The sequence below is a fragment of the Methanobrevibacter sp. genome (genome assembly GCF_045611865.1).
Taxonomy (GTDB): Archaea; Methanobacteriota; Methanobacteria; order Methanobacteriales; family Methanobacteriaceae; genus Methanocatella.
In genome coordinates this window covers 1-17,356 of record NZ_JAZKXX010000038.1, presented here as the reverse complement: position 1 = coordinate 17,356, position 17,356 = coordinate 1, and the positions used below count along the sequence as shown (strand labels likewise).

At 30.1% G+C, this 17,356-nt stretch carries 10 protein-coding genes and 1 pseudogene; 5 read left to right on the top strand and 6 right to left on the bottom strand.

All coding sequences use genetic code 11. The annotated features are described in order from the left end of the window. Nucleotides 1–2: 2 nt before the first annotated feature. Entirely contained in the window at nt 3–755 is a 753-nt protein-coding gene (locus tag ACKI32_RS04245) for an alpha/beta fold hydrolase (RefSeq protein ID WP_407413827.1), read from the bottom strand. Between the two features lie 204 nt (nt 756–959). On the opposite strand from ACKI32_RS04245, the pseudogene ACKI32_RS04240 reads away from it, so the two are divergent. Beyond that, a pseudogene (locus ACKI32_RS04240) lies at nt 960–1,037 on the top strand (TetR family transcriptional regulator); the annotation flags it as partial. 3 nt (nt 1,038–1,040) lie between these two features. Continuing rightward, nucleotides 1,041–1,472: a hypothetical protein gene (locus ACKI32_RS04235; RefSeq protein ID WP_407413825.1), complete on the top strand. Its 432-nt coding sequence runs from the start codon at nt 1,041–1,043 to the stop codon at nt 1,470–1,472. Nucleotides 1,473–1,820: 348 nt separating this feature from the next. Here ACKI32_RS04235 and ACKI32_RS04230 read toward each other — a convergent pair whose 3' ends face one another. From ACKI32_RS04230 to ACKI32_RS04215, 4 genes are read right to left on the bottom strand one after another with little or no spacing between them, the layout of a single operon-like run. Continuing rightward, nucleotides 1,821–2,420 (bottom strand): 4'-phosphopantetheinyl transferase family protein, encoded by a 600-nt coding sequence (locus ACKI32_RS04230; RefSeq protein ID WP_407413823.1) that lies wholly within the window; start codon nt 2,418–2,420, stop codon nt 1,821–1,823. A 25-nt stretch (nt 2,421–2,445) separates the two neighbouring features. Next, nucleotides 2,446–4,323, bottom strand: a complete 1,878-nt coding sequence (locus ACKI32_RS04225; RefSeq protein WP_407413821.1) for a PP2C family protein-serine/threonine phosphatase — start codon at nt 4,321–4,323, stop codon at nt 2,446–2,448. Beyond that, nucleotides 4,323–4,700, bottom strand: a complete 378-nt coding sequence (locus tag ACKI32_RS04220) for an ATP-binding protein (protein ID WP_407413819.1) — start codon at nt 4,698–4,700, stop codon at nt 4,323–4,325. Before ACKI32_RS04220 ends, ACKI32_RS04225 begins: the two co-directional genes overlap by 1 nt. After that, nucleotides 4,697–4,996, bottom strand: a complete 300-nt coding sequence (locus ACKI32_RS04215; RefSeq protein ID WP_407413817.1) for an STAS domain-containing protein — start codon at nt 4,994–4,996, stop codon at nt 4,697–4,699. The genes ACKI32_RS04220 and ACKI32_RS04215 overlap by 4 nt, the downstream gene beginning before the upstream one ends. Before the next feature lie 93 nt (nt 4,997–5,089). Between ACKI32_RS04215 and ACKI32_RS04210 the strand changes: the two genes are divergently transcribed. The 3 genes from ACKI32_RS04210 to ACKI32_RS04200 all read left to right on the top strand — a co-directional run bounded on the left by ACKI32_RS04210 (nt 5,090) and on the right by ACKI32_RS04200 (nt 15,559). Further along, nucleotides 5,090–12,847, top strand: coding sequence for an amino acid adenylation domain-containing protein (locus ACKI32_RS04210; protein ID WP_407413815.1), 7,758 nt, complete (start codon nt 5,090–5,092; stop codon nt 12,845–12,847). Nucleotides 12,848–12,861: 14 nt separating this feature from the next. Next, nucleotides 12,862–14,586, top strand: coding sequence for an MATE family efflux transporter (locus tag ACKI32_RS04205; RefSeq protein WP_407413813.1), 1,725 nt, complete (start codon nt 12,862–12,864; stop codon nt 14,584–14,586). A 121-nt stretch (nt 14,587–14,707) separates the two neighbouring features. After that, entirely contained in the window at nt 14,708–15,559 is an 852-nt protein-coding gene (locus ACKI32_RS04200; RefSeq protein WP_407413811.1) for a hypothetical protein, read from the top strand. Between the two features lie 334 nt (nt 15,560–15,893). Here ACKI32_RS04200 and ACKI32_RS04195 read toward each other — a convergent pair whose 3' ends face one another. After that, nucleotides 15,894–17,126 (bottom strand): MFS transporter, encoded by a 1,233-nt coding sequence (locus ACKI32_RS04195; RefSeq protein WP_407413809.1) that lies wholly within the window; start codon nt 17,124–17,126, stop codon nt 15,894–15,896. Nucleotides 17,127–17,356 lie beyond the last annotated feature (230 nt).

Below are 17,356 nucleotides of genomic sequence, written 5' to 3'. Positions count from 1 at the left end.
ACTTATTTTAAAAAATCTTCTAAAAGAGTTAATATTTTCTCGTTATTTTCTCCAATTAAAAGATTGTGTTTCACATCCTCAAAAACAACTAATTTTGAATTTTTAATTTTGTTATGCAACTCTTTTTGCATGTCTAAATTGGAAATGTCGTCATATTTTCCTGCCAAAATCAATGTTGGAATGTTGATGTTTGAGAGAGGTTCTTCACAATTAAAATTCAAACAAACGTCAGTTGCCTTAATATAAGCTTGGACATTGGCATTTTGTGAAGTTATCTCTTTTAATATTTTCAATTCATTTTTATTGCCTTCAATAACGTTAGGGCATAATATCATTGGCAAAATGCTATCAAAAAATTCCTCAAAGCTGATATTTAAAGCGTTCTTAAATTGACATAATGTATTTCTCAAGTCATCATCCACTTTGTAGAAACTAGACATCAACACCAGCGAATCTACTTTTTGAGCATATTTGATTGCAAAGTCAAGTGCAACGGCACCACCAAGAGAAAACCCTATTAGATTAACATTTGATATGTTTAATTCATCTAAAAGATTATTTAAATCATCAACATATGTGTCTATTGTAATTTCCTCAGCGCCCAACTCGGATTCTCCATGACCTCGCAGGTCGACCCTTAAAACTTGATAGTTTTGCTTAAGATTAGTTGCTAAAAATTCCCAGTATAATAAATTGTCTGAAAGTCCATGGATGAAAACTAATGTTTTTCCGAATCCTTCAATTTTGTAGTTCATGGAAAATTTTCTATTGGAGGTACTTTAAATAATTAAGTGTTGATTTTGGTATATTTTGTTCATGTTACATTAAAAAATAGTGAAATATGGTAATGGGAGATTATATATGGTTAGGAAGATAACTATAATTTGGAAGAGTTCAACAGCACTGATGAAAAAATTATAAATGCCACATTTGGAATTCTTTAAAGGGAAGGTTTTACCAAAGCAACTACTAAAAAAATAGCTTCCGAAGCGGGTGTAAATGAAGTAACTATTTTTAGGAAGTTCCAGAATAAAAACAATTTGGTTGAAATTACAAAGGAGTACTATCTTCAAAGATTCATTGAAAAATTGGAAGAAATCTTTGATTTTAGTGATGGTGATGAAATTGAAGAGTATCTTCAAAGTAATTTTATTGGGCTTTTAAATCTTTCAGAGGAGGATTTCAGCGTTATGAAGGTGGCAATGGAAGAAGTTAGAGATATTCCTGAAAAAAAACAGTTGATTTCAAGAATCACCAATACTGTCATTGGCAAATTGGAGGAATTTTTCAATTCCCAAATTGAAAAGGGCAACATAAGATCAATCGATGCCAGGGTATTGGCGGGGATGTGTTTTAGTATAACATTCCAGTCCATAATTCTGTGGAAAGTATATGATAAAAGTCCTACTGTTGAAACAAATCAGTATGCAAATCATTTCTTAGATATATTATATCATGGAATAAAAGCTTAATTTTAATTATTTTTCAAAATAAACTTTTATTCATTCTTTTTTTATTATTTAAATATGTAAGTGAGCACTTACATTCGAAAATCTTTATATATTGATGAGTTCATAGTGTTAATTGTGCTTTCAATTGGATTTAAAAAATTAAATTTTCATAAATAGAGGTGATAATGTGGAATTTGTAAATAATATGTACTTTAGAAATACGATGTTTTTATTAATCAGTTTAGTACTTTTGTTTGGAGCTCTTTACGCATAATTGATGATAAATCTGTTTTTTTAACTATTGATGAGATGCTGTTCTCATATTCCATTATTTTAATTTCTCTATTTTTATTCTAAGTTTCATATTTTTTAATATAGGGTCTCGACATCATATTCAATTAAATCAGACACATCGTAATGGCTGGCTATTCCAATTTTATAGTCTTCAATATTAAATAAATTAAATTTTAGATTTTTTGAATTGTTTTTAAGTTGGATTTCATCTTTAATTTTTATTTCAAAACTATCTAGTTTCAAATTCATTCCAAGACCAGTGTATTTCATATAGCTTTCTTTTAAGACCCAATATTTGAAAAATTCGTCTGATTTGTTTTCTGCACTCATGATATTTTCATATTCGCTGTTGTAGAAGTAATTTTTAGATATGTTTAAATCAATTTTAGGATCAATATATTCAACATCTGCTCCAACTTCCATATCAGATATTGCACACAAAACAATTTTACCAGAATGGCTTAAATTAAAATAAACATTTTCATGATTGGATATGTATGCCTTGCCATATTTTCCAGTTTTGAAGATAGGATTTGTTATATTTTCTTCAGATAATAATTTCTTTAAAAGAAGATATGCTCCGCAACTAAGCTTTTTATCTTTGTCAAACCGGTAAAAATCTATTTTTTCCTGGCGATTTTTGGAAACTAATGGGTAAGCTTTTTTTAAATCCAAATTTTCTATGTTGCAATAAGCTAGTTTAATCATCTTCAATCTTTAAATATAATAATGTCATGTCATCATATTGTTCTGCGTTTTCAGTAAACTTATGAATATCATTTAATAATGGTTCAATTGGGTTTTCATCACTTTTAAATTCATTAAAAAAGTTTAAAAGTCTATCTTCACCATACATTTTGCTTTCTTTATTATTTGCATCGGTTATTCCATCTGTGTATGCAATTAATTCATCAGATAATGTTATTTCTTCATTTACAAATTCAAAGTCTTCCACTATGCCTAAAACAATTCCGGAATCAATATTTAAATATCTAAATTCACCATTTTCTCTTATTAATGGTGGATTATGTCCTGCATTTGAAAATGTAAGTTTGCCGGTTGTTTTATTGTAAATTCCAAGCCACAATGTAATAAACATTGTTTCAGAATTTTTTTCACATAATTGGTTATTCAATATAGATAATGTATTGGATGGATTTATGTCATGTTTTAGAAGCTGTTTTACCATGACTTGAGTAATTGTTGCAAGCAATGCTGCTGGAACCCCTTTACCTGATGCATCACCAATTGCAATGGCCAAATTTTCATCATCCAGCATATAATAATCAAAAAAGTCTCCTCCAACTTCCTTTGCAGGTTTTGAATAACCATCAACAAAATAATTTTCACATTCAATAGCTTCCGTTGGAAGATTTGATGCCTGAATTTTGGTTGCAATATCGAGTTCTGCTTTAATGCGTTCTTTTTCACTCTCGATTTCATGAATATTTTCAATATAGTTGTTATTGTGATTGATTAATTCTGTGTATGAACGGGCGAGAGTTCCAATTTCGTTCTGTTCATTAATGTATTTGGAATAAATTTCTACTAATCCGTCACTTTCGATTTTTTCATTTTCGCTGATAAAATCTTCAATTTTCGAAAATGATGAAATAGGTTTGATTACTTTATTTTCAACATATTTTAAAATAATAATTCCTGGAATAAAGAATAAAATTATGATTATGTCTGTTATTAGAAGTGCGGGCAGTAAGTATAAGTAGATATTGACATTGTTTATATGGGTAACATAATTGTAACTTAAAATTGAAATTATGACTCCTATAATTGCAATTGTTAATGTTATTATGAGGAAAATTTGTATAATCCTTTCAATTATTGTATTTTTGTCATTAGTTTGTATTTTATACTCAAATGGCTTTGTCACATAGGCAATTAATAGAATTGCAAGTAAAATAAGTTCTCCAGTCATGATATTTGAGTCTATGTTTAGTATTGGAGAAACTGATGAGACAATTGCAACAATCATTAATGAATAAAATAATATTCGATATAATTTTTTGTTAACTGGTCTTTTTGATGTTTTAGGGGTTTCTATCAAATCGAATTTTCTAGAAAGCTGAATGCCAAATATTCCAAAGATAAATGCGATGTTAATAAAGTTCAAAAAATAAGAAACAAAATAAAATTCATCTATGGAGTTGCTGATAAGAATGCCAACTAAATTTCCATGGAATGATGAATAAATAAGTCCACATATCAGTATGCTTGATAAAAATAGGGTAATGTGGTAAATATTATCTAATCTTGGTTTTGTAATTTTATCAGTTTTAAAACCGGAGTACCAAAGTTTGTATGCTAAGCATGAAACAGCAAAACTAACAATCTCTGAAGGAAGTATTTCTAAAGGAGTATATGAATTTAATAAATCCAGTATTATATTTGCAGATGTGGCACCCAAAGCACCATATGGGCCAAATATTAATCCAAAAACGAATAGTAATCCGACATGAGGGGTTTCTATTCCCAAATCCCAAAATATATCTGGGGAAAGTAAAATATTGAGGGCAATCATTGATATAAATGATATTGCTATTTTTTTTAGTTTAGATTTCATCATTCAACCTTTTTAATTATTTTCAAGTGATTTTTATCATTTATATAATGATAATCAAGTTCATCAGCCATTTTTTTAGTTAAAAAAATGCCTAAACCGCCAACTTTGGCTTCATCAATATTGGTTGGTAGGTTGGGATCTTCTTTTAAAAGAGGATTAAATTCTATTCCATTGTCAATAAACTCGATGGTTATTGTGGAATTGCTATATTCGGCATTGACAGTAATGAATTCTGCTTTTGAGTAATGGACAATATTGACAAATATCTCTTCAACAATTAATATGACATGAATGTTCTCTGAGGGAAGTTTATTTAAAATAAACTCAGTTAATCTATGCAATTCTATTAATTTGGGCTTTAAAGTTATTGAATTCATTCTATCTTTAAAATTTTATCAAAACCAGACATTCTAAAGATTTCTCCAATTGTATCATTAACATTTCTAATGACTAATGGGGTGTCTGTTGCTTTTAATTGTTTTTGAGTTGCAATCAAGACTCTAAGGCCTGCACTTGAAATGTATTCTAAATCTTTAAAATCGATTATTAATGAATTAAAATTGCCCATCTCTGAGGTAATTTCTTTTTCAAGGTCTTGTGAAGTAAGAGTATCTATACGACCTTCAACAGATAATGTTAATTCTTTTTCATTATACTCTTTTTTAATATCCATGATAATCACTAATATTATATTGATTTGTATTATTTTAAATATTTTGTTGAACAAATATTCATATAACTTTAAAAAACTTTTGGGGCAATTAAAATGGACTTGTTTGATTTATCTTCATCTCAGAAAATGTTGTTGTTTTCCGAAATAAATAATCCTCATAATGATTCATTTTATCTTAAATTTAGGAAAGATTATGGTTTAGAGGACTTTGAAAATGTAAAATTAGCTATTGAAACTATTTCACAGAATTATTTAAATTTACAAATTAAAAAGGATGATTCTGGTGATTTTAAACAGCATTATGTGGACATTGATGTAACTGTTGAAACATTCGAAATTTCGGAGGAAAAACTTGGCGAATTTATTAAAAACTATTTAGATAAGCCATTTGATGATATTTTTGATTCTCCCCTATATAAATGGGCAGTTTTAAAAACAAATTCCTCATGTGTTCTCATTGGTGTTGTCCAACATATTTTGCTTGATGGAACATCTCTTTACTCAATTGTTCCGAAAGAAATTGAAAAATACATTGAAGCCAATAAAAATAATGAAAAATATGTCCCAATTGATTATTCATATGAAACTTATGTTAATGCGGAGTTGGACTATTTAAAATCTGATGAGGCAAGTGATGATAAACAGTATTGGTTGGACACATTAAAAAATTATTCTCAGGACTGGTATTCCTTTGATGATTCACAACTTGGATATTTGGAAGTTATTTTTGAAAAAACTCATGATTTTGGATATTCTCCTTTTGTTACTGCATTAGCACTTAACTTCTTATATTTATCAAAATCTAAAAAGGACAATAGGTTATTTAAAGACTTAATATTAAATACATCAGTTCACGGAAGATACTTCGGGCAAGGTGATGCACTAGGAATGTTTGTAAATACAATTCCTTTAAGGTTGGAATATGATGAGGAACTAACCTTCGATGATTTGCTTGCATATTCAAAGTCTGTTTTAAAAGAGGGATTAGGTCATGCAAAATTACAGTTCAGTGAATATACAACTGATTTGAGAAATGTTGGAATTGATCCGGATTGTATTTCAATGATTTCAATCGTTTCAAACTCTACAGATTATGGCTCAAAATTCCTAACTCTTCAAAAAGACATCAAATTCCCACTACACTTTAGAATAAACAAGAATTATTCTGATAAGAATGGTTTACAAGCTATATTTATTGAGTATGATAAATCTTGCTTCGATTTAGAAGAAATAGAATCAATTGCAACAGGTATTAAAGACTTATTAAAACAAGTCAGTGAAGATTCATCTAAAAAATGCAGGGATTATGATGTGGGTGCAGTTGACTTTTTCAAAGCAGAAAACTATTACAACAATTTAATAAATTCTTTTGATAATTCTACTTCAATTTCACCGGATGTCAGTCTTGATGAGGCGGAATTTGAGGTAATGTCTAAAGCAATTGATGTTGAAAAATTAAATGATTTGTCTTCAAAATACAAATTATCAAAAGATAGAATAATGCTCGCATTATTTTTATTCAATCTCACTAAATTTTCATTTTCCAAAGATATTTTAATATCTTATAATAAACTTGCCTGCGGATATCATTTCAACACGGATTTAGCTGTTGGGGAGTATTTAACTGATTTTAACACATGCTTTAAAGAATATCCTAATTATCCTTTATTAAACAATCAAAAATTAAACTTTGAAAGTGAAATACTATTTTTCACAGACAAATATTCAAATAAAGATTATAAATTCGTCTTTAACTTTGAGGATGCTAATTTAAATATTAAATATGATGCTTCCTATTATTCTAAAGAATTAATCGGAGCGTTTTTGAATGGTTTCAATGTTTTAATTGATAAATTTAACTCAAATGATGAGTTACTTAAGAATATTTCAATTAGGAAGGAAATTGAACTTGATGAAGATTTCAAAATTGAACTTGAAAATGAAGGGGTTATAAATAAAATATTTGAAAATATTGCTCTTGAAAATCCTGATAAGACAATACTTTATGCCGAAGATGGCGAACTCACTTACGATGAATTAAATAAAAAAGCAAATAGGATTGCTAACAGTTTAATTAAAAGAGGGGTGGGGGTTGAAGATAAAGTAATGTTCATGATGAGGAGAAATAGTGATTTAATAGCTGCTGTTTTAGGAATTGTTAAAGCAGGAGCCGCATTCATTCCAATTGATCCAAAATATCCTAAAAATAGGGTCACTCAGATTTTGGAAGACAGTGATTCAAAATTTGTCATAACAAGTTCAGATATTGAATATACTGGTGAAAATAAAATTGATGTTGATATATTATTGGCTGAAAAGAACGACCAAAATCCAGAAATTGAATTAACACCCGATAATCTTTGTTTTTTAATTTATACATCAGGGTCAACTGGAAAACCTAAGGGAGTAATGATTACCCATAAAGGAATTTCAAATTATATTGCTAATGTAAAAGAAAATCTTCCAATCTATAGATTAAATCATGATTGTAACAAATTCATTTCAATTTCTACAGTTTCATTTATTGTATTTTTAAGAGAAATCTTTGGAACTATATTGAATGGATTGCCAGTGGTATTTGCTAATGATGAAGATGCCGTGGACCCATTTAAATTATCAAAATTATTTAATATGACTGATGCAGATGGTTTTGGTTCAACACCTACTAGACTGTTGGAATATCTGCAACTCGAAGAAATTCAAGAAGCAGTTAAAAGATGTAAAATTATTATTGTGGGTGGAGAAGGATTCCCTCCAGTATTATATGATAGACTTTCAAAATTCACCGATGCGGAAATTTACAACTCCTATGGACCAACAGAAGTAACAATAGCATCCCATTATAAACTAATTGACAGTACAACAGTGACTGCGGGTTGGCCAATGCTTAATGTAGTTGATAAAGTAATGGACATTGATGGAAATCAACTACCTCCTTATGTATCTGGTGAAATTTATGTAGGAGGTGCAGGAATAGCCCGAGGTTATCTAAATAATCCTGAACAAACAGAAAAGGTATTCATGGAATTGAATAATATTCCATATTACAATACCGGAGATTTGGGTAAAAAAGATGGTGCTGGAGAATTATATGTTTTAGGAAGAAACGACACTCAAATTAAACTCAGAGGTTTAAGAATAGAATTGTCTGAAATCGAGGGAGCAATTGCAAACTATGAAAATATTGTCCTTTCAAATGTTGTTGTTAAAACTCTTAATTCTGTAGAACACTTATGTGCCTATTTCACAGCAACCTGCGATATAGACTTAGAAGATTTGAAACGGCATTTAACAGATTCTCTTCCAGAATACATGGTTCCATCTTATTTCACACAATTGGAAGAATTCCCAAAAACTCCTAATGGAAAAACTGACTTTAAAAACTTACCCGACCCTGAAATAAATGTTGATGATTTTATAAAACCGCATACTGAAACTGAAAAGGAAATTTTTGATATCGTCGCTAACTTGTTGGGCATTGATGATTTTGGTATTAATACAAACCTGTTTAACATAGGATTAACATCTTTAAGCGTTATTAAGTTATCTGCGGAATTGTTAAAGAAATTTGACCTTGAAATTAATGTTGTCGATATAATTAATGCAAAAAACATTGCCGAAATTGCCAAACTTGTTGACAATTGCGATAAAGAGGATATGGGCATTGAAGATGAGAATTATGAACTAACTCCAAACCAACTGGGAGTTTATTTTGAGTGCATTAGAAATCCTGACAATACCAGTTATAATCTCCCAAAGAAGATATCCTTCAATAAAAACATTGATGCGGTGAAATTAAGGGACTCAATCATAAAAGCAATTGACTTGTATCCATTCTTAAAAAATAGAATTATCATCGATGGTGCCAAAGTACTTAACCACAAATATGAATCTATTGGAATCGATGAAATAGATATTGAGGAAATTAATGAGGTAACTCCTGAGGTAATATCTGACTTTGTCAAACCTTTCGATATTATAGATAATCAATTATTCAGATTTAAAATTTATGTAACTCCATCCAATACTGTTTTACTCTCCGATTTCCATCATTTGATTGTTGATGGTACCTCATTGAATGTTTTATTTAATGACATTTCAGCAATATATGATGGGGATGAAGATAGGATAAGTAATGTTGGAGCCGACACTTATGAATATATTTCAAAAGAAAATAACTACAAATTGTCCGAAAATAATGCTAAAAGTGAGAAGTTCTTTGATGATATGTTGTGTGATTTTGACGAAAACACGGTTTTAACTACAAATCTCACTGGAGATGAAGAAAATGCTAATCTTGCTGTAGTCAGATCAAAGATAGGAAAAGATATTGTTGAGGAATTTTGCAATCGTCAAAAAATTAGTCCAAATATATTATTCATGTCTTCGACAGTATTAACTCTTAGCAAATATGTATCAAATAAGGATATTTTAATATCCACACTTTTCAATGGTAGGAATAATCCTAAATATCAAAATACAATTGGTATGTTGGTTAAAACAATACCGATAGCATTTAAAACTGATAGGGACATGGATATTAGAAAATATTTCGAATTTGTCAATAACTCATGGTTAAATGTTTTAAACCATTCTTCTTATAATTATGTTGAGATTGCAAACAAATATGAATTGAGTACTGATTTCTTATATGCCTTCCATGGAAAGATTATTGAAGATGTATCTATAAATGGTGAAAAATACCCAAGAGAATCAATCGATCATGATTTATTGTCTTGTAAAATCAGTTTAAATGTCATTGAAGTCGATGATGATTATGAAATCTTTATAGAGTATAATGATGAACTATACACTGAAGAATATGTATCTACATTCACTAATTCCATTATAACCATCATAAAAGAATTCATAGCAAATGGTAATGGTTTATCTGATATTAAGCTTAAAGATATTGCAATCGTCCCAGAGGATAGTGGAATTGAGTTTGAAGATATTGACGTTAATGTCGTTCACAGGTTATTTGAAAATAGGGTAAAGGAACATCCCGATAAAACTGCTTTAATTAGTTGTGACGGTGAATTCACATATGATGAGTTAAATAGGAAAGCTAATCGTGTTGCCCATGCCCTTATTAAACGAGGAGTAAAAATAGGGGATAAAGTCCTGCACATGCTTCCAAGAACAAGTAATATATTGCTTGCCACTTTGGGAATATTGAAATCTGGTGCAACATTCATACCATTAGCTAATGACTATCCGGAGGAACGTGTGGAATATATTCGTGGAAATTGTCAGGCCAAATGGATTATTTCAGATAATGATTTCGAAAATGCAATCAGAATTGATGATTTATTAAATGAATCTTTAGATGAAAGCAACCCTGATCTTGAAATTCCATCTGATAATCTTGCATATATGATTTATACTTCTGGTTCAACCGGAAATCCAAAAGGAGTAATGGTTACTCACAATAATGTTTCAAACTTCCTTGTAAATGATGCGCGAAATTTAACTTATAGCTATTATAGAAGTGTTGAACGTGTACTTTCATTAACAACTGTTTCATTCGATGCATCGATTCTTGATTTGCTTGGTACCATGTCATTTGGAAATACATTAATATTTGCAAGTGATTCACAAACCAAGGATGTTTTCGAACTGGTTGATTTAATCAAAAGAACAAAACCAGAATTATTGGATACAACACCTTCAAGATTATTGCAATTTTTGGAATTTGACGGTTTTGAAGATTTCATAAGTAATTTTAAAATATTCACAATAGGTGGGGAAAAATTCTCCGTCGAACTATTTGATGCACTTGAAGAGTTCCCATGTGATTTGTATAATGCTTATGGGCCTACTGAAACCACAGTTCAAAGTAATGTGAAAAAAATCGATAGAAAGGATAAAATTAGTGTTGGAAAAGCTTTATATCCTTTTGTTACAGACGTAAGGGATATTGATGGTAAACTATTGCCTGATGGAGTAGTTGGTGAGCTTTATATTGGAGGTCCATGTGTAACTAAAGGATACTACAACAACCCTGAAAAAACTGCAGAGGTTTATACAACCATAAATAATATCCCATATTATCGCAGTGGTGATTATGCATATAAATTTGATGATGAAATCTATATTCTTGGAAGAATCGATAACCAAATCAAACTTAGGGGATTGAGGATAGAACCTGATGAGATTTCAAATGTCATCTCACAGTATGGTCCTATAATCAGTTCCATTGTTGTGATAAAAAAGATTAATGGAATTGAACATCTATGTGCTTATTACACTGCTTCTGAAAAGATTGATGTAGATGATTTGAAAGCCAACATATCAAATAGATTGACACCATATATGGTTCCAACAGCATATATGCAATTGGATGCATTCCCTCAAACCGCAAATGGTAAAACGGATATTAGAAACTTGCCTGAACCGGAGTTAACTTTGGATTATGTTGCACCTGAAAATGAAGTTGAAGCATTCTTTGCAAAAAGTTTTGAAGAAATATTAGGAATTGATAAGGTTGGTGTAACCAATAACTTCTTTGAAATCGGTGGAACATCCCTGTTGGTAACTAAAGTTACAATAAATGCAATAAACAATGGATATGATATCAATTATGGGGATTTATTTGCAAACCCAACTCCTAGACAATTGGCTGAATTTATTGCATCCGACGATAAAGCTGCAAAAAATGAGATTGGTGATTATGACTACACTTTAATTGATAATTTATTGGTAAAAAACAACATCAAGAACTTCTTCAATGAATCATGCAGTGATAGTTTAGGCAATGTCTTATTAACAGGAGCTACTGGGTTCTTAGGAATTCATATTTTACGGGAGTTGCTGGAAAATGATGTTGGAAACATATATTGTCTTGTTAGGTCAAAAGGCAATCTAAGTGGGGAAGATAGATTAAAATCATTATTATACTATTATTTCTCAACTGATTATGATGATTATTTCCATAAGAGGTTGCATATTGTTGATGGGGATATAACAGACTTTGAAGACTTCAAAAAACTCATCCCATATGATATTAATACAATAATAAATAGTGCAGCAAATGTGAAACATTTCTCATCAGGCACAGACATCGAAGATATTAATTATGGTGGTGTACTCAATGGATTGGAATTTGCGAAATTAAAGAAATGTAAATATGTCCAGATTTCGACTGTAAGTACTGCAGGTGAAAGTATTAATAATTATCCTCCAGAAGATAGACTTTACTGTGAACAGGATTTATACATTGGACAAAGTGTTGATAATCAGTATCTTGGCAGTAAATTCTTGGCTGAAAGAGCAGTCTTGCAAGCTGCATGTGATGATCAGTTAGATGTTAAGATTATGAGGGTTGGAAATTTAATGGCAAGAACTTCAGATAGTGAATTCCAGATTAACTTTAGTTCAAATGGTTTCATCAATAGGCTTAAATCATTTGTTACAGTTGGTAAATTCCCATATGCTCTGTTGAATAATAATTTCGAACTAAGTCAAATTGATATTACTGCAAAATCAATTGTTGAGCTATCAAAAACTCCAAAAAATTGTGTTGTCTTCCATCCATACAATAATCATTTTGTAACCTATGCAGATATTCTAAATATTTTCAAATCTTTAGATATTGATATTGAAATTGTTGATCAGGAGGAATATGAACGAACATTTAAAGAAGTAATGAAGGATGAAAGTAAACAGGCAGGACTTTCAGGATTTATCACTTCAATCGGTGAAGGTAAAGAGAAAAAGATATGGGTTAAAGATGAAAATGATTATACCATTCAGGTATCTCATTTATTAGGTATAAACTGGCCTTTAATATCTGAGGAATACATTTATAATTTCATCAAGTTCCTTAAAGATTTAGAATTTTTTGATTAGAGTAAGGTGATAATGTGTATGAGAGAAATCATGATTTAATAAGCAGCAAATTCAAGGAATTTTTCTTTCCAACATTATTGACAGCTATGGCGGGAAATATTTGTATTGTTGTAGATTCCATACTTGTAAGTTTCTTCATTGGTGTGGCAAACCTATCTGCAATACAATTGGTTTCACCATTAGTTACTTTTGTGAATTTGATTTATTGGATGATTGGGCTGGGAGGCAGTATCCTTTGTTCTGTTTCCAAAGCGGAATTTGATGATGAGTCAAGTAACAGTTATTTTTCCGCATCGATTTCATCACTTTGTATAATGGGAATAATTATCACAATCATTGGATTGATATTTTCAAAGGATATTCTAGGTATTTTATGCAAATCTCAACAATTATTGCCTATGGTAAACTCATTTTATATGGTAATATTATTTGAAATGCCTTTCTTATGTTATGTGATGTCAGTATCATATTTTGTTAGGGTAGATGGAATGCCTAATCTGGCTTTTAGAGCCATATTGCTTGCCAATATTGTTAATCTTTGTTGTGATATTATTTTCTTGGGAGTTCTTAAGATGGGTATTGGTGGTGCAGCATTGGCTACAGTAGTTGGTTATGCAGTAGGATCCATTTTTATTTCAACATATTTTTTCAAGTCAGAAAGAACATTGAAATTTATCAAATTAAAGGTAAAACCCTTCATTAATAAGTTAAAGGAAATTTGCAAATCAGGTTTTCCAAGTTCATCAACACAGTTATACTTCACAATCAAAATATACATTTATAATGTCTTGATTACTCTTTTTGTAGGGGAGGCAGGCATAGCAGCATTTTCAATTTGTGACAACAGTACATTTATTTTATACATGTTTTTAATCGGTGCATCTCAAACAATGTCTTCACTTGTTTCTGTTTACTTTAAGGAAGAAGATTATTCCAGTGTTTCTTACATTGTTAAGAAATCATTAAAATTCGCTTTAATTTCAAGTGTTGCATTTTCACTAATCATAATTGTTTGTCCGAATGTAATGTTGATGTTATATAGTGTTAAAGATCCATCATTTGTGTCTACTGTATTAAATGCATTGAGAATATTCGCAATTAGTTTTGTTGGAGTTGCAATAACATTCCTGTTCACTTTTTATTCTCAAGCTATTCAGAAAAATTCAGTTTCTTCAATTGTTTCATTGCTTGAAGGATTGATTTTCCCTTGTGGATCAGCAGCAATATTGTTGTTAATTCTTGGAGAAAATGGTATTTGGATTTCATTTACAGTAGCTGAAGTAGCCACAATTCTATTTATTTTTATATATTCAAGATATTTAAACAGAAAAACCGATGGGGAATATACTGGATTCTTTATTAACAAACGCAATGATGACAAAAAGGTATTTGAGTATACAATTAAGGGTAATGTTAAAGAAGCAGTTGAGTTGGCTCATCAAGTTCAGGATTATTTGTCTGGAAACAAGTCTGCAACTTTGGTCAGTTTAGCTATTGAAGAAATGCTAGTAAATATAATCAATACCAACGAAAATGTTGATGCGATTGATGTTATTGTTAGAAATAATGATGACAATATATTGATTTCCATTAAAGACACAGGAATTGACTTCAACCCAGTAATTGAAAATGAGAACCTTGAATTTGATAATATCAGCGTATTAAATAAAATTGCTGATAAAATCGATTATTCAAGAGTATTGGGCTTAAACAGTACAGTAATTACAATTAAAAATTAACAATGATAATATTGGATTATAATTCAAGACATTAAAAATTAATTTTCACTAAATAGAACTAAAGTTAAATCTAGATATATTTTAATATCTAAACTTACAAAGTTAATTGTGAGGTTGTTAAATGGATGGGGTATATGGACATATTTTGGCATTGATTCTTGAAGTAATTATTTTCTTTATTCTGGTGGCTATTGGAACCGTTATCTATAAATGGGTAAGGGTTAGCATTGATAAGAGGTTAGCTAAAGGAGATTTGCTTCCAGAAGATGAAATACACACTTTAAAACAGGTATTTTACCTGATAATAATGTCATTGGCATTCGTTAATATTCTTTATTCTATAATAAATGGCATTACCTTAATTTATTTTGTAATATTTGACATTGTTCTATCTGTATTTTTAGCAGTTGCTTTGGATAAAAGTTCTACGAAGGGAAAATTACTTCTTTTATTGTTGGTTCCTTTTTATTCTTTAAATATGTTGATGTTCAATTTTACTTTAGTTAGCTATGTTAACCTAATTCATGTTTTGGTTTTCGCATACTTTGTTAAACTGTATTATGATAAATTTAGAGAATACACTGAATCTAATAGTTTGGGTGTGACTATTTTAATATTGTATGTAGTTGTATTCGTTAGTTTTATCCTAACTCAAATTGTGGAAGGAGTAAATCCGTTGGACTCTTTGGTAATGGTTTCCAATGCATTTACAAGTAATGGATATGCCATTTTGGGCAGTACTATAGGTGGAAAGCTAAATGCCATAGTCCTAGTTTGGGCAGGTTACATTCTTTCAGGTGTGGGTACCGCTACGTTGGCAGCCACAATTTTGATGAAACACTTTAACCATAAATTTCGTGATGTTGAAGAATCAAACAAGGAATTAAAAGAATCAATTAATGAATTGAAGGAATCAAACAGAAAACTGGAAGAATTAATCAAAAATAATGGAAATTCTAATGAGGATTCATAGAATCAACTATTTTTTATCTAATTGATATTTATTCTAAATTCCGTTAATTGTTGCAACTAAAAATGGGGTTCCATCAATTAGGATGTGGTCAATAGGCAACCAATATATTTTTTGTTTTCAAATAATGATAGAAATAGATATTAACATTCTAAATTATATGATTGTGTGTAATGATTAATTTTATTCAAATCAATTAATAATTTTCCACAGGTTTCTCAAAACAACTATTAAAATAACTGTTCGTAAATTCAATAATTCACATGTTGTTGTGTAGCAAGGGTATAATTAAAAAAATAATAAAAAGTTAATAGCTATTTAAAATAGCTCATTAACATTAATCTAATTCGTTGATTGCTGTTCCTTTGGTTTCAGGGAATACCCAGATCCAAATACCAACAAGGAATGCAAATATTGCTGCAATAGCTATACCATAGCTTAAATCAAAGTATGTTGCAACAAGAGTTATCAGCACTGGAGTGATGAACTGTGCTCCCCGCGCAAGGTTGAATACCGTTCCAACACCTGTATTTCTGATTTTTGTTGGGAACAGTTCTGAAAATAGTGAACCGAATCCTCCAAAGAATCCTGTTCCAAAACCAGTTAGGAACATAAATACTAATATTAAATTTGGAACTGCATCGATTTGATTCCAGCAAATTGTAATCATTGATATGCTTATTGCCATTATAAAACTGTAGATTGTAAAAGCAGGACGTCTTCCAAGTTTTTCTGCTACAAAACCGAAAGTTGTATAACCTGTAAAGTCTCCTAATTGAATCAGTATTATTCCAAAAGTGGTACTGACTACTGCAAGACCTCTTTCCTGTTCGAGATAAGTTGGAAGCCAGGAATAGGTATACCAATATGCAGACATACCGAATATACATAATACCAATGAAATAAGGAATATTTTACGGTATTCTTTTGTAAGCAATTGTTTGAACTCTTGGAAAATGTTTTTGTTTACATATTGGTCTTTATTTTGAATCCAAACATCAGATTCCTTAAGGTGTTTTCGTATTAAGATGACGCTTATTGCAGGAATGATTGAAACCAAAAATGTTAATCTCCAACCGATAATAGGGCTTACTATTCCTCCAACTATTGAAGCTAAAATCACACCAACTGGTGCTCCGGATTGCATGAATGCTCCAAATTTGGCTCTTAATTTATCCGGGAATGTTTCGTTAATGTAAATTTGGCCAGTAGCCCATTCTCCACCAACACCTAAACCGGTAATGAATCTGAATAGTACAAGTGAATAAAATGACCATGAAAAGGCACATAATAATGTACCTATGGAATAAATAAGTATTGTCCATTGTAATACTCTTTTACGACCATATTTATCACCTAATGCTCCGAATATGATTCCGCCTAAACCGGTAGCAAATAATGATAAACCTAAACATAATGAAAGCATTTCTGCATTTATATTTAGGCTTGTTTGAAGTTGGGATATTAAAAAGGTAAATAGGACCAAATCATAAAAGTCAAAAACCCATCCGGCCCAACTCAAACCAAAAATTTTATAGTGATCTTTAGTAAGTTTTTCTGTTTGATTCATTAACATAATTCTACATCCTATTTAAGAATTTAAATTTTGTTAATATGATATAACTTTTTTCACATATTTAATTATTATTTTTTTATTTTTGAGTCTGTAAAATTTTATAGGCTTCTTTCAAATTTAATTTTTTACACTTGAAATTTCACTTCGATGAAAATTCGTTCTAATTCTTCTTTAATTACAAAATAAATTGTTAAAAAATAGTAAATTACTTAAATAAGTGAGGA